The organism is Rothia similimucilaginosa, from assembly GCF_029850875.1.
Taxonomy (GTDB): Bacteria; Actinomycetota; Actinomycetes; order Actinomycetales; family Micrococcaceae; genus Rothia.
In genome coordinates, this window is the sequence record NZ_JAOVAM010000004.1 from 159,826 (window position 1) to 173,549 (window position 13,724).

Annotated in this window: 11 protein-coding genes; all 11 read right to left on the minus strand. The window is 57.7% G+C overall.

Annotated elements, in window-relative coordinates:
- Positions 1 to 61 precede the first annotated feature (61 nt).
- The 11 genes from QFX05_RS04550 to QFX05_RS04600 all read right to left on the minus strand — a co-directional run bounded on the left by QFX05_RS04550 (position 62) and on the right by QFX05_RS04600 (position 13,701).
- Positions 62 to 1,282: an MFS transporter gene (locus QFX05_RS04550; RefSeq protein ID WP_279741304.1), complete on the minus strand. Its 1,221-nt coding sequence runs from the start codon at positions 1,280 to 1,282 to the stop codon at positions 62 to 64.
- Positions 1,283 to 1,312: 30 nt separating this feature from the next.
- Positions 1,313 to 2,146, minus strand: a complete 834-nt coding sequence (gene narI / locus QFX05_RS04555) for a respiratory nitrate reductase subunit gamma (protein ID WP_279741306.1) — start codon at positions 2,144 to 2,146, stop codon at positions 1,313 to 1,315.
- Positions 2,147 to 2,172: 26 nt separating this feature from the next.
- Positions 2,173 to 2,913: a nitrate reductase molybdenum cofactor assembly chaperone gene (gene narJ / locus QFX05_RS04560; RefSeq protein ID WP_279741308.1), complete on the minus strand. Its 741-nt coding sequence runs from the start codon at positions 2,911 to 2,913 to the stop codon at positions 2,173 to 2,175.
- Between the two features lie 3 nt (positions 2,914 to 2,916).
- Positions 2,917 to 4,530, minus strand: a complete 1,614-nt coding sequence (narH, locus tag QFX05_RS04565; RefSeq protein WP_279741310.1) for a nitrate reductase subunit beta — start codon at positions 4,528 to 4,530, stop codon at positions 2,917 to 2,919.
- Entirely contained in the window at positions 4,530 to 8,249 is a 3,720-nt protein-coding gene (locus QFX05_RS04570) for a nitrate reductase subunit alpha (protein ID WP_279741311.1), read from the minus strand. The genes narH and QFX05_RS04570 overlap by 1 nt, the downstream gene beginning before the upstream one ends.
- Positions 8,250 to 8,327: 78 nt before the next feature.
- Positions 8,328 to 9,521: a ThiF family adenylyltransferase gene (locus tag QFX05_RS04575; protein ID WP_279741312.1), complete on the minus strand. Its 1,194-nt coding sequence runs from the start codon at positions 9,519 to 9,521 to the stop codon at positions 8,328 to 8,330.
- 126 nt (positions 9,522 to 9,647) lie between these two features.
- Positions 9,648 to 10,154, minus strand: coding sequence for a molybdenum cofactor biosynthesis protein MoaE (locus QFX05_RS04580; RefSeq protein WP_279741314.1), 507 nt, complete (start codon positions 10,152 to 10,154; stop codon positions 9,648 to 9,650).
- Positions 10,144 to 10,662: a MogA/MoaB family molybdenum cofactor biosynthesis protein gene (locus QFX05_RS04585; protein ID WP_279741316.1), complete on the minus strand. Its 519-nt coding sequence runs from the start codon at positions 10,660 to 10,662 to the stop codon at positions 10,144 to 10,146. The genes QFX05_RS04580 and QFX05_RS04585 overlap by 11 nt, the downstream gene beginning before the upstream one ends.
- Positions 10,663 to 10,713: 51 nt before the next feature.
- Positions 10,714 to 11,214: a cyclic pyranopterin monophosphate synthase MoaC gene (moaC, locus tag QFX05_RS04590; protein WP_279741317.1), complete on the minus strand. Its 501-nt coding sequence runs from the start codon at positions 11,212 to 11,214 to the stop codon at positions 10,714 to 10,716.
- A gap of 110 nt (positions 11,215 to 11,324) precedes the next feature.
- Entirely contained in the window at positions 11,325 to 12,704 is a 1,380-nt protein-coding gene (locus QFX05_RS04595) for a molybdopterin molybdotransferase MoeA (protein ID WP_279741318.1), read from the minus strand.
- Between the two features lie 124 nt (positions 12,705 to 12,828).
- The gene (locus QFX05_RS04600) at positions 12,829 to 13,701 is read right to left on the minus strand and encodes an ABC transporter permease (RefSeq protein ID WP_279741320.1); all 873 of its coding nucleotides are present in this window, start codon (positions 13,699 to 13,701) and stop codon (positions 12,829 to 12,831) included.
- Between the last annotated feature and the right edge of the window lie 23 nt (positions 13,702 to 13,724).

Below are 13,724 nucleotides of genomic sequence, written 5' to 3' on the forward strand. Positions count from 1 at the left end.
AACCGGACGCAATCAAAGCAAACTTCACAGTACATCCCACAGAAGGATGTATTAGAAGACCCTACTTAGCGTGGTCAGGCTTGCCACCGTGCGGCACCAGGAATGCCGACAGGAAAGCCAGAGCCGCAGTCACAGCCAGCAACATCAGACCGATGAAGTAGTTGTTCTCAGCCTGGTTGTAGGTTGCACCCATCACCAGCGGCGGGAAGAAACCACCCAGAGCGCCAGCAGCAGCAACCACACCGGACACCGCACCAACGTTCTTCGGATCAGCTGCACGAGCCACCCAGCCGAAGACCGAGCCGTGGCCCAGGCCCAGAAGAGCACCCATCAGGATGAAGACAGCACCATACACGTGCTCAGCATCAGGCTGGAACGCGGTAATAACTGCCAGAATCACCACACCGCCCAGGGAGATGAGGGAGATAATCTTCGGACCGAACTTATCAGCCAGAACACCACCGAAGGGACGAGCAATCACGGTAGCAGCCACGAAGCCAGCCGCACGCATACCAGCGTCGTTAGCGTTGAAGCTGTAGATGTTGCTCAGGTAAGTGGGCAGGTAGTTCGAGAATGCCACGAACGCACCGAACACAACAGCGTAGAGGAAGCCCAGCTGCCAAGTGGTCTTCACCTTGAATGCCTGAACAATCTTCGGCATCAGCGGAGTAACCTCACGGCCGATGGTTGCCGGAGAATCCTTCAAGAAGAAGAAAGAGATAGCAGCGGTTACAGCACAGATAACAGCAATCAGAACATGAGTCTGGAAGTAACCAATACCCTGCACCAGGCGGGGGGTAGCGAATGCAGAAATTGCAGTACCCACCATGCCGGCACCGAACACACCGGTCGCAAAACCCTTCTTGGAAGCGTCATACCATGCGGAGCTAAAGGGAATACCCACAGCGAACACGGTACCCGCAATACCCAGGCAGAACGCCACAACAAGCAGCATGGGCAGCGAGTTCAGTTGACCAGCAACACCAACCAGGAGGACCAGGGGTGCGCTAATCGCCAGAACAGCGGTGAACATAATACGACCACCGTAGCGGTCGGTCAGACCACCAACGGGAATACGGCCGATAGCGCCGATGAAAATCGGCATAGCAACCAGAAGGCTGGTCATACCAGCGTCCAGGTGCATCTGCTTTGCATACATCTTGGCCAGCGGGCCAACAACGGTCCACGCCCAGAAACCAATGGTAGAGGCGAAGGTTGCAAGCAGAACGTTACGGAGCTGACCATTCTTCAGGTCGTAGCTCGGTGCAGCAGGGGTGCTCATATTTCCTCTTTTGCAATATGGATATGTGTATTAGCGGTCGGCGCGCTCACGCGGGAGAGTACCAACCGGATCCCAACCTCGACGTGCACCAACACGCTGGCCGCCACGAGAGCGGTACACGGTGTAGGGGCGGAAGAGGTAGTGCAGGGGCACAGTCAGTGCGTGCACCAGGCGGGTAAACGGCCAAATGATGAACAGAACCATAGCCACCACGATGTGAATCTTGAAAGCCACGGGAATATTCACCATCAAAGCTACCTCAGGGTGGAAGTAGAACAGCGAACGGAACCAAACAGCGATGGTCTCACGGTAGTTGAAGTGAACCTCGTGACCATTCACCGGAGGCAAACCGCCCGAGGGGTTCACAGCCGAAAGCAGAGTAGCCGCAGTGCCAGCGAGAATCACTAGAACCAAAACGACATACATTAGGACGTCATTACGAGTGGTAGCCGAACGAACACGAGAGTTCGAAGCACGGCGACCAATCAGAATGAACATACCAATAATGGTCGCAATCGCTGCTGCAGAACCTGCAACCAGCGCCGTCATGTGGTAAGCATCTTCCGACAAGAACAGGTCGGTAAACGACTTGGGAACCACCAGGCCACCAACGTGACCAAGGAAAACGGCCGCAAGACCGTAATGGAACAGGGGCGAAGCGATGCGCAGCAGCTTCGATTCATAGACCTGGGACGAGCGGGTAGTCCATCCGAACTGGTCAGTACGGTAACGCCAGATGGTGCCACCAATCAGAACCACCAGCGCAACATAGGGCAGAACGCCCCACAGCAGGATGTCCACAATACCCGGATCGGTTACAGCCTGTGCAGCATGTCCTGCGTTCTCAGAAGCAAGTACGTACACGTGTTGTCTCCTCACAAGGGATAAAACTAGTTAGAACGAGCCGAAGCCTGCTGGAGCAGCTGATGATCAGCGTAACCATTCAAGCCAACGGTCTCGACGGGAGGGCCGTAGCCAGCCATCTTCTGAACCTCCTCCTGAGTCTCCGGAGAGACGCCAGGAAGGGTATCGCAGATGCTCTGCAACAACCCGTAGTGGGGCAGATTTCCGTCCTTCATGGACAGACGAAGAAGCTCAAGGGACGGACGGTACGCCTGCAAAGCGGAACGGCCCTTACGGCGATCCACCAACGCACAAAACTCCAGCACCAGCGGCAGGTAGTCCGGAAGCTCACCGTTCAAAACGGTCAACATACCGGAGTCGCGGTACATCTGCTTAAAACGCAGAAGAGTCTCACCACGGCGGCGGGTATCACCATCGGTCCAGTAGGACAGGTGCAGAGAATGACGACGCGAAAGGTCGTATTCCTGCACGTACTCGGACTGCACATCCTCCAGGTCTTTAGAAGTCAGCCACTGCTGAACCGCATCAACGGCAGCAATGAAAGCCTCATTCTGGGTGGAAGCGGTAATCTCCACCAGTTCAGGCAGAACCTTCAGAGTTTCCTCATCGGGGTAGCCCAGGAGCATACCGCTCACCTGGTAGATTACCGAGTCCATATCCTCGCCGGGACCGTAATCGATATCGAACGGGTTCTCCGGCTGAGCCGGCTCCGAGACAGCAGCCTCGGAACTGGCTTTGCCCATGAGCTTGGAAAAGAATCCAGCCACTTATTACTTCTTTCCGGTGGTGTTCGGGAAGAGGCCATCAGGACGGGAAGAACCGTCCCAGCTGAACAAGCTAACCTTGTTGTTAGCCTCGTAGACACCGGTGGACACGGGAGTCGGGCGACCCTCCATGTCGTTGAACGCATCGCCGTACATGCCGGGTCCGCCATCCACGCTCAGGGAGCAACCCATTTCCTCAAGGTTGTGGGCGTCCTCCATGTGAGCCTTCGGAATGACGTAACGCTCGTTGTACTTAGCGATAGCCATCAGGCGGTACATCTCGTACACCTGCTGACCGGTCATACCAACAGCCTGAGCAATCTCTTCGTTGCCTTCGCCACCGAGGTTGATATCACGCATGTACGAACGCATCGCAGCCAGGCGGCGCAGAACGTTAGTAATAACCTCAGTGTCGCCTGCGGTGAACAGCTCAGCAAGGTACTCAACCGGAATACGGAGAGACTCAATAGCACCGAACAGGTTGTTGCTGTTCTCCGCATCGTGGCCCTGCTCCTTGAGCAGGTCAACAATCGGAGACAGCGGGGGTACGTACCAAACCATGGGCATGGTGCGGTACTCGGGGTGCAGGGGCAGAGCCACCTTCCACTCCTTCGCCAGCTTGTACACGGGCGACTTCTGAGCCGCAGTAATCCACGCATCGGGGATGTCGTTCTTACGAGCCTGCTCAATCACAGCAGGATCCGAAGGATCAAGCATCAGCGACAGCTGAGCCTCGTAGAGGTCCTTCTCATCCTCAACCGAAGCAGCTTCAGTCACGCGGTCTGCGTCGTAGAGGAAGATGCCGATGTAGCGCATACGACCAACACAGGTCTCAGCACATACAGTCGGGATACCAGCCTCAATACGGGGGTAGCAGAAGGTACACTTCTCAGCCTTACCCGTCTTGTGGTTGAAGTACACCTTCTTGTAAGGGCAACCAGTGATGCACTGACGCCAACCACGGCAACGGTCCTGGTCAACCAGCACGATACCGTCCTCAGCGCGCTTGTAGATAGCGCCGGAGGGGCAAGAAGCCATGCAGGAGGGGTTCAAGCAGTGCTCACAAATACGAGGCAGGTAGAACATGAAGGTCTGCTCGAACTCGAACTTAATCTTGTCCTCAGCCTTCTTACGGACCTTCTCCACCAGCGGGTCCAGATGACCGTACTCGGTCGCACCAGCCAGGTTGTCGTCCCAGTTCATACCCCACTCAACCTTGGTGTCCTCACCGGTGATGAGGGAGACCGGCTTAGCAGCCGGGAAATCATCACCCAGAGGAGCACTGGTCAGGTTCTGGTAGTCGTAGGTCCAGGGCTCGTAGTAGTCGTTCAGCTCGGGCTGAATCGGGGAAGCGAAAATCGTGAAGAGCTTCTGGAAGCGGTTACCGCTCTTGAGCTCCAGACGACCGCGCTTGTTCAGCACCCAGCCACCCTTCCACTTCTCCTGATCCTCGTAACGGCGGGGGTAACCCTGACCGGGACGAGTCTCAACATTGTTGAACCAGACGTATTCGGTACCGGCTCGGTTCGTCCATGCCTGCTTACAGGTCACGGAGCAGGTGTGGCAGCCGATGCACTTATCGAGCGCCATCACCATAGCAACTTGTGCCATAACGCGCATTAGAAAGTTACCTCCTGGGACTTACGGCGACGGATGTACGAGACGATGTCTCGCTGGTTACCGGTCGGTCCAAGATAGTTGAAGGCGAACGCCTGGTGAGCGTAGCCACCAATCATGTGGGTGGGCTTCAGAAGAATACGGGTCACCGAGTTGTGAATACCACCGCGCTTACCGGTGACTTCAGACTTCGGGCTAACCATACGCTCCTGAGCGTGGTAAACGAAGCAGACGCCCTCGGGCATACGGTGCGAAACAACCGCACGGCCCACGAAGACACCGTTGGTGTTCACACACTCAATCCACTCGCCGTCCTTGACGCCAATCTTCTCAGCATCCTGCGGGCTCATCCACGCAGTCGGACCGCCACGGAACATGCTGAGCATGTAGTGGTTGTCGAAGTACTGCGAGTGAATTGCCCACTTATTGTGCGGGGTCAGGTAGCGAACAGCAACCGAAACACCGTCGGTAGTACCGAGCTCAGGCTCGTTGTACAGGCCAGTCATATCCAGCGGCGGACGGTAAATCGGCAGAGCCTCGCCCATTTCGTGCATCCAGTCATGGTCGAGGAAGAAGTGCATACGGCCGGTCAGAGTGTGGAACGGCTTCTTCTTCTCGATGTTGACGGTAAACGGAGCGTAACGGCGACCACCGGTCTCCGAACCGGACCACTCGGGGGAAGTCATCACGGGCTGCGGTGCGGCCTGGGTCATGGGGAAGGTAATACGACGTTCCTCGTTACCTTCTGCCAGGTCCATCAGGTGCAGACCGGTCTGCTTCTCGAGCTCCTTGAAGCCCTTAACAGCAACCTCACCGTTAGAGGTACCGGAAATCATGAGGATTGCTTCAGAAATCTTCACGTCGGTATCCAGTGCCGGACGGCCTGCGCCCTTACCGGAGTCCATCACACCGAATTCCTTAGCCATCTTCGCGACTTCGTCCTTCAGATCGTAAGTGATGAACTTGGTGGTGGCACCGAGCTTATCGAACAGCGGGCCAACGGTGGTGTACATATCGTACAGTGCGCCGTAGTCACGCTCGACGGTGACGAAGTTCGGCATGTTCTTGCCGGGCACGCCCACCATACCGGGGGTGTTCTTCCAGTCGGGTGCGTGACCGCCAGGCTGAGCAATCTGGCCGGGAGTGTCGTGCAGCAGCGGAACCGAAACGATGTCCTTGCGGACGCCGAGGTGCTTCTTAGCCAGGCGAGTGAACTCGTATGCCAGAGCCTTGAAGGTCTCGTGGTCGGTCTTTGCCTCCCACGGCGGATCAATTGCCGGGGAGAACGCGTGCAGGAACGGGTGCATATCGGTCGAGGAGATATCGTGCTTCTCGTACCAGGTAGCAGTCGGCAGAACGATGTCAGACAGCAGGGTCGAGGAGGTCATACGGAAGTCCGAGGTGACCAGCAGATCCAGCTTGCCCTGAGGTGCGTCGTCGACCCACTTCACTTCGTTCGGGTGCTTCTCCGAGTCGGAACCCTGAACGTTGTCCATGCTACCGACCAGGTGCTTCAGGAAGTAGCTCTCACCCTTAGCGGAGGAACCGAACAGGTTCGAACGCCACAGGGTCAGGGTACGAGGCCAGTTGATGGGGTTGTCGACGTCCTCAACGGAGAACTCCAAGTGACCGGAGTTCAGTCGCTGTGCAATGTAGTCCGCGTTCGAGGAAGCCTCGCCGCGTGCCACTGCCTGCTCTGCCTTATCAGCCAGTTCCAGCGAGTTCTCGGGGAACTGCGGGAAGAACGGCATCCAGCCCATGCGCACGGAGCGTGCCACAACGTCAGCAGTGTGAACATCGCGCAACTCACCCTTAGCCAGCGGGGACTGCAGGTAATCGGTGGAGTATGCATCCTGACGGAACTGGTCAGTGTGCATGTACCAGAAGCCGGTACCGATCATGTGACGCGGCGGACGGCTCCAGTCCAGAGCGTTAGCAATGTTGGTCAGACCAGTCAGCGGACGTGCCTTCTCCTGGCCCACGTAGTGAGCCCAACCGCCACCGTTACGGCCCTGGGAACCGGTCAGGTTCAGCAAGGCGAGGATAGCGCGGTAGGTGGTGTCAGCGTGGTACCACTGGCAGATACCTGCACCGAAGATAATCATGGAGCGGCCACCGGAATCCAGGGCGCTCTTAGCGAACTCGCGGGCAACGCGGATAACAGCCTCGGCGGGGACAGAAGTAATCTGCTCCTGCCATGCCGGGGTGTTCTGAACGTTCCAGTCCTCGTAGTCCTTAGCCCAGGTACCGGGCAGGCCCTCGCGGCCCACACCGTACTGTGCCAGCATGATGTCGAAGACAGTGGTGACTTCGTGGCCTTCAACGTATGCTACAGGCACACCGCGGGTAATGACGTCGCCGTGACCCTTCGGGTTATCGAAGGTCGGCATCTTAATCTCTGCAGCTGCTGTCTGGCCCTGGGGCAGGTCGCGAATCGACAGAATCGGCTTACGACCCTGCAGATCCAGGTTCCACCTGCCCTGGTCTTCCTGAGCGTAACGGTGACCCATGGTGCCGTTGGGCACGAAGACCTCACCGGTCTCGCGGTCCATCAGCACGGGCTTAAAGTCAGCGTTCGGCTGCTCAGCCTCACCAGCGAGCTTTGCTGCGGTCAGGAACTTGGAGGGGACCTTCACGCCGTCCTCACGGGTTTCCAGGGTGACCAGGAAGGGAAGGTCGGTGTATGTCAGGGAGAAGTCCTCGAAGAACTCGACACGCTGGTCGACGTAGTTCTCCTTGAGGATAACGTGGCCCATCGCCATAGCCAGTGCTGCGTCGGTACCTGCCTGGGCGGGCAGCCACTCGTCAGCGAACTTGGTGTTATCGGCGTAGTCGGGGCTCACGGTGACAACCTTGGTACCGCGGTAGCGGACCTCGGAGACCCAGTGAGCATCCGGGGTACGGGTCAGCGGAACGTTTGCACCCCACATGATGAGGTATGCAGCGTCCCACCAGTCGCCAGACTCGGGCACATCGGTCTGGTCGCCGAAGACCTGCGGGGAAGCCACGGGAAGGTCGGCGTACCAGTCGTAGAAGCTGGTCATCACGCCACCGGTCAGCTGGATGTAGCGAACACCCGCACTGAAGGAGGTCATGGACATTGCCGGAATCGGGGTGAAGCCGGTGTTACGGTCGGGGCCGTAGTACTTGATGGTGTGCACGTGAGCAGCAGCCATCAGTTCGAGAGCTTCAGCCCAGGTCGAGCGCACCAGACCACCCTTACCGCGTGCGTTAACGTAGCGTGCACGCTTGGCGGGGTCAGACACGATGGAGTGGAAGGCGTCCACGGGATCATTGTGGATTGCCTTCGCTTCGCGGTACATCTCCAGCAGGAGACCGCGAACGTAGGGGTACTTAACGCGGGTGGGAGAGTAGGTGTACCACGAGAATGAGGCACCACGGGGGCAACCACGGGGCTCGTACTCGGGGCGATCGGGACCAACCGAGGGGTAGTCGGTTTCCTGTGCTTCCCAGGTGATAATGCCGTCCTTGACATACACCTTCCAGGAGCAGGAGCCGGTGCAGTTCACGCCGTGGGTAGAGCGAACTTCCTTATCGTGGCTCCAACGGTCGCGGTAGAAGGCGTCACCCTCGCGGCCGCCTTCACGGAAGACGGCGCGGCCGTCTTCAGTCTCATCCCAGCGGGAGAAAAACTTACCGAACTTGATCAGCTGATCGGTAAGGGGGCCGTCCGGGCCCTTAATCTGTGATGCTTGTTCCATACTGCCCAATATATCTGATATTTGGCATGGAAAATACAAGATAAAAACCTTACTTAATTCATGTGAGATAAGGGTGTTTTAGACCGTAAGCCAGGCAGAAATTCCACCCTCCAACATATACACAGAAGGCCCTACCAAAGGGGCAATTTCGCGAGCCGCCTCAACCGTTCTAGCGTATCCAGTGCAGTAAATAACAATTTTCTGGGCATTTGCAGGGATTTTACGCTCAATCAGGGCCTTTAAACCACTATTTCGACTGGCCTCCAGCAACTCAGTCAGAGGAAGATTAATAGCGCCTTCAATAGCAAAAGCTTTGAATTCCACCTGCTCACGAACGTCCAAAAGGGCAATATTTTCATCCGATGACAGCTTTTTAAAGTCCTGGGCACTTATGGGACGAGGCATCGAATCCGTCGAAGAGCTAGCAAAATCCTGAGAAATATTACGAATTGTTACAGAATTTTTGGGCATATAACTCGTTTCTTGGGACAAAACGACACTTTTCTTAGGTACAGCTTGCACACTAGCCACAAGAGGTATATATTCCCACCTCCCACTTAACGCCGAATATAGGCCAACCTCACCCATGAGCGGCTCCCCCACCCCGGTCAGCAGCTTCACTGCCTCCATAGCCATAGCAGCACCCACCACACCAGCCATAGCACCCACCACACCAGCGGTACTACACGAAGGCACACTACCGGCAGCAGGAGCATGAGGGTACAAATCCTCATATACCGGACCGTGCCCCGCCCAAAACACACTCAACTGCGCATCGAAACCAAGAATCGCAGCCCACACATGCGCAATCCCAGCACGCGCAGCCGCCGCCGACACCACATAACGCGATTCAAAATTATCGCTACCATCCAGCACCAAATCAGCGTCAGACAAAAGCGCATCAACATTCGCCTCTGTCAAACGCTCACGCACCGGTACAACCTCAATAAAAGGATTTAGCGAGCGCAAAGACTCAGCGGCAGACTCAGCCTTAGAATTACCCACCCTGGCGTGCGTATGAATCACCTGGCGGTGCAGATTCGAATCATCCACGACGTCATCATCAACCACCACAATCTGACCGACACCAGCACCCGCCAGGTACAACAGCGCGGGAGCACCCAAACCACCAGCGCCCAACACCACAACACGTGCACCCTTGAGTGCCAGCTGAGCCTCATACCCCATTTCGGGCAGAATCAGCTGACGAGAGTAGAACGCACGCTCAGCGGCAGAGAGCTCGCTCGCGCTACGAGAGGTGTGAGAAGACATGGGGGGGGTTCCTCGCATCAAATAGTAGAGGTGGCTTGAACTTTATTAGGGATCCAAGCATCAAGGAGAATAAGCCTGCCCGAGAGAAATCCCCCTGACAGGCTTATATTCAGAATATTCAGAAGGCTAAGCAGGCGAAGTATCCACACCAACCCACTCGATGCTTCCATCGAGCAGTTCCTGTTCCTTCCAAATCGGCACACGAGCCTTCACCCGATCAGCCACCAGCTCGCAGGCATCAAATGCACGGCCACGGTGAGCCGCTGCCGCCATTACGGTCAGAGCCGACTCGCCAATAGCAATCGGACCCACACGGTGCACAGCCCACAGACGTACACCGTCCAGCTCGGTAGCAACCTCGGCGGCAACCTCCGCAATATACTCACGAGCCTGCGGATGCGCGCTATAGGACAACCCACGCACCGCGCTACCGTGATCATGGTTGCGCACAATGCCGTCAAAAATTACCAGGGCACCCATGGCATCAGTCATGACCTCAGCTTTAGCCGCCGCGTACAGCGGTTCCAGGGGCGCCTCCGTAATATCGGTGAACACCACGGTCGAGCCGCTCGGCTCGGCACCGTGCGCGCCCGAGTGGTCCAGTGATTCTTCGTTCTGCGACTTAGTGGTCATGGTAGTCCTCCATCTGACGGCAAATGTGCTCAACGAGCGGATCGAGGGTTGCCACGCCGTCCTTCACGCCACCGCGCGAACCGGGCAGAGTCATCACGAAGGTACGGTCAATCACGCCCGCCACGCCGCGTGAAAGCACCGCCGCGGGAACATTTTTCAGACCGTTCATCCAGAAGGCATGCATAATGCCGGGCACTTCCTTATCCAGGTGGGGGCGAACCGCCTCCACGGTCTGGTCGTCAGAGTTCAGACCGGTACCACCGCTGGTCAGAATGAACGTCGGCAGGTTACCGTTCTTCTTACCCTCGGCCACTAAGGCGTTGAAGTACTCGATAATATCGCGGTCTTCAATGACCACTGCGTCCGGGGTGTCAAAGCCGCGCGAGCGCAACCACTCCACAGCGATAGGGCCGGACTTATCCTCATATACGCCGCGGGCTGCGCGGGTGGAGGCGACAATAACCAGGCCGGTGAGGTTCTCCTGCATGGTGTAGTCTTCGCTACTCATTGGAATTCCTTTTCTATATCTGTCAGGTGACGGGGGGTGCGCCGCCGCAGCTTAGGAGTCCTTGCAGACGGACCAGTCGCCGGACTTGCCGCCGCTCTTCTCCAGAACACGAATGTCGGTGATGACGGCGTACTTATCGACTGCCTTGATCATATCGAAAACAGTCAGTGCCGCCGAGGAAACGGCGGTCAGTGCTTCCATCTCCACGCCGGTGACGCCACGGGTCTTCACTGAAGCCTCAATACGCACGAAGTCGGTGCCGCGCTCAAAGTCCACCGTAATCTTGCCCAGGGGCAGCGGGTGACAGAGGGGAATGATTTCCGGGGTGCGCTTAGCGCCCATGATGCCGGCAACACGTGCAACCGGAAGCGCATCACCCTTGGGAAGGTCAGCGTCAAAAATCATGGCGATAACGTCTTCGCGGGTGCGTACGATTGCCTCAGCCAGGGCAGTGCGGGTGGTGACCGACTTCTCCGTAACGTCCACCATGTGTGCTGAGCCGTCGGCGCGCACGTGGGTCAGTTCCTGGTTGGGCTGCGAGGTAGAGGTCATCGTTTCTCCTGGCTTCTGCGAGGTATTCTTCTGCCGCGAATCATTACTTAGTATGAGTCTCAATTATTCCTTGTCGTTCACGCAAGGAACAATGCGGGGGGGGTATTTCGCTAGTGATCGGTGAGGCGAGTACGGTGGTAGGGTACTGCCTCTCCCCCGGTGTAGGTAGTTCCGGGTGCCAGCTCAATGAGCACATCTGCTTGTGCTGCGCGGTGCAGCAGATGCGAGCCTGAGAGGACGTCCGGATAGAGCTCCACCCGGTAGGTTCCGGGCTCGACCTCGACCATGGCGAGGGTGCCGCGCAGGAACTGGCGCTTGGTCGCCGGAGCGGTAAGCGGGGTTTCGGTGACGAGCACGCCTCGCGGTGCGTTATTCAAGGTCGCTTGTTCGGAGGCAACCGCGTAGGGCACACCGTAGGGGCCGCCGGCACGCAAGTAAGGGCGCAGAATTAGCGCGTACGAGATGAGCGTGCTCACTGGGTTTCCGGGGAAGGAAATCATGGGCACACGGTGCCCCTTGAAGTCGAGCAGGTTCACGCCTTGGGGGCCGCCGGGCTGTTGGCTGACGTGTCCAAACCAAGAGACGGGCACCAGAATGTCCGCTTCGTGCACCTTGGCGATGGCGTTGCGGACCACCTCATACTTGCCGTGGCTGATACCACCCGAGGTGATGATGATGTCCGGTTTGAAGCTTTCGTATTCTGCCGTGAGGCGGTGCAGTAGCTCAATAGGGTCATCACCGATAGCAATACGGCGTACTTGAGCGCCATCTTCGCGGAGCATAGCAGTGAGCATGGGGCCATTGGCGTCAAAAATCTGGCCTTGAGCGAGTTCCTGAGTGGTGGCGTTTCCATCTTCTTCAACGCCGGAGAGAATCTCATCGCCGCCAGTGCACACGAGCACACGGGGACCCGCCGCGACGGTCAGGCGTGCGTATCCCTGGGAGGCTAGCGCACCAAGCAGAGCGGGAGTAATGCGTTCACCGGCGCGTGCAAGGACCTGGCCAGTGACGACATCTTCGCCGCGGCGGCGCACGAATTGTCCGGGTTTACCGGGAGCAAGTTTGACCTTTTCACTGGAGCGGCCAAAGGATTCGGGTAGATTGGGGTATTCGATGCGTTCGGACTGTTCAACAGGGATGACTGCGTCGTATCCCTTGGGGATGGGTGCGCCGGTCATGATCGGGTAGGTCAGGTCGTCGGAGGATCGGGAACGCTGGAGGGGGCGTCCGGCGGGAATTTCGCGCCCGACGGTGAAGATGCGGTCTTCGCGGTCTGCGGCTTCGGCGGTGAGTGCGTAGCCGTCCATTTGGGAGTTGTCGAAGCTGGGTACATCCATGCGTGCGGTGATGTCTTGGGCGAGGATGCGTCCTGCCGCGTGGTAGAGGGGAACCGTTTCTGCGGTGCCGATGAAGACTTCACGCAGCAGTAGCGCCAGGTAGGCGCGGTATTCCTCGGTGCTGGGGGTTCCGTTGAATTCGGGGGAAATCATGGCGATTCCAATCGTGCGGCGGTGGTTATGACTAGTGTAGGTGTGTTTTTGTGGGCTGGTAAATGCAGTTTTGCCTAAGGACCGGTGTGTGTCGGGTGGCGTGCGGTGCAAGCGGCGGAGCAGCTTATCGAGTGCTTTCGCGTAGTTTTTTTAGAGCGCGAATTAGGCCGAGGACCCCGAAGATTCCCAAGTAGAGGCTAATGAGAATCAGGGCGCTTCCGAGGGCGCTGGGAATGTCGCTGCTGTTAATGGCTAGGTCGATGGCCAGGGGTATAGTTTGGGTTTTACCTTGGACGTTACCAGCGAAGGTGACGGTTGCACCGTATTCGCCGAGCGCTCGGGCGAAGGAGAGCAGGAATGCGGTAACGAGACCGGGAGCGGCGAGGGGTAGTAGCACTTTGAAGGTGATTTCTGCGGGTTTAGCGCCTTCAACGAGGGCAATTTCTTCGTATTCGCGGGGAATAGCCTGCAGGGTGGTGACCGCGGTGGCAACGAAGAAGGGTAGGGCGACGAAGACCTGGGCGATAATTACCGCGTTGGGGGTGAAGGGGATGGAGATTCCTGCCTGGTAGAGGTAGGTGCCAATCATGCCTTTGCGTCCCCAGAAGAAGAGTAGCCCGAGGCCGGAGACCACCGGGGAGAGAATGACCGGGGTGTAGATGATGGCGTAGAGCACCGACCCAAACCGGTGTAGCCGTGAGCGGTTGAGCACTTTGGAGAGCACAAGCGCCAGAGGCGCACCGAGAAGCCCGCAGATGAGGGTGGAGGCGGCGGCGGTGTTAAGGGAGAGATTCGCCGCCCCGAGCACCTGCGGGGTGAAGATACTACCGAGCTGGCTCCAGGGGATGTTAAGGAAGAGCCCGAGGAGCGGTCCGGCAATGAGAAAAATACCCAGCGACGCCGGAACCAGGGAGAGCACAGGCACGGAGGCGAAGAGTCTGCTTCCGGGTGTGCGTGAGGTTCCGGCATTGCGATGGGTAGCGGTGGTGTCTGTCATGGGTGATGAGACTCGGGTTGTTC

What these genes read in the sequence shown, in the direction of transcription:
- QFX05_RS04575 (WP_279741312.1), bottom strand. Translation starts at nt 9,521, where the DNA reads ATGTCTTCTCACACCTCTCGTAGCGCGAGCGAGCTCTCTGCCGCTGAG.
- QFX05_RS04550 (WP_279741304.1), bottom strand. Translation starts at nt 1,282, where the DNA reads ATGAGCACCCCTGCTGCACCGAGCTACGACCTGAAGAATGGTCAGCTC.
- QFX05_RS04570 (WP_279741311.1), bottom strand. Translation starts at nt 8,249, where the DNA reads ATGGAACAAGCATCACAGATTAAGGGCCCGGACGGCCCCCTTACCGAT.
- QFX05_RS04580 (WP_279741314.1), bottom strand. Translation starts at nt 10,154, where the DNA reads ATGACCACTAAGTCGCAGAACGAAGAATCACTGGACCACTCGGGCGCG.
- QFX05_RS04600 (WP_279741320.1), bottom strand. Translation starts at nt 13,701, where the DNA reads ATGACAGACACCACCGCTACCCATCGCAATGCCGGAACCTCACGCACA.
- QFX05_RS04595 (WP_279741318.1), bottom strand. Translation starts at nt 12,704, where the DNA reads ATGATTTCCCCCGAATTCAACGGAACCCCCAGCACCGAGGAATACCGC.
- narH (WP_279741310.1), bottom strand. Translation starts at nt 4,530, where the DNA reads ATGCGCGTTATGGCACAAGTTGCTATGGTGATGGCGCTCGATAAGTGC.
- moaC (WP_279741317.1), bottom strand. Translation starts at nt 11,214, where the DNA reads ATGACCTCTACCTCGCAGCCCAACCAGGAACTGACCCACGTGCGCGCC.
- QFX05_RS04585 (WP_279741316.1), bottom strand. Translation starts at nt 10,662, where the DNA reads ATGAGTAGCGAAGACTACACCATGCAGGAGAACCTCACCGGCCTGGTT.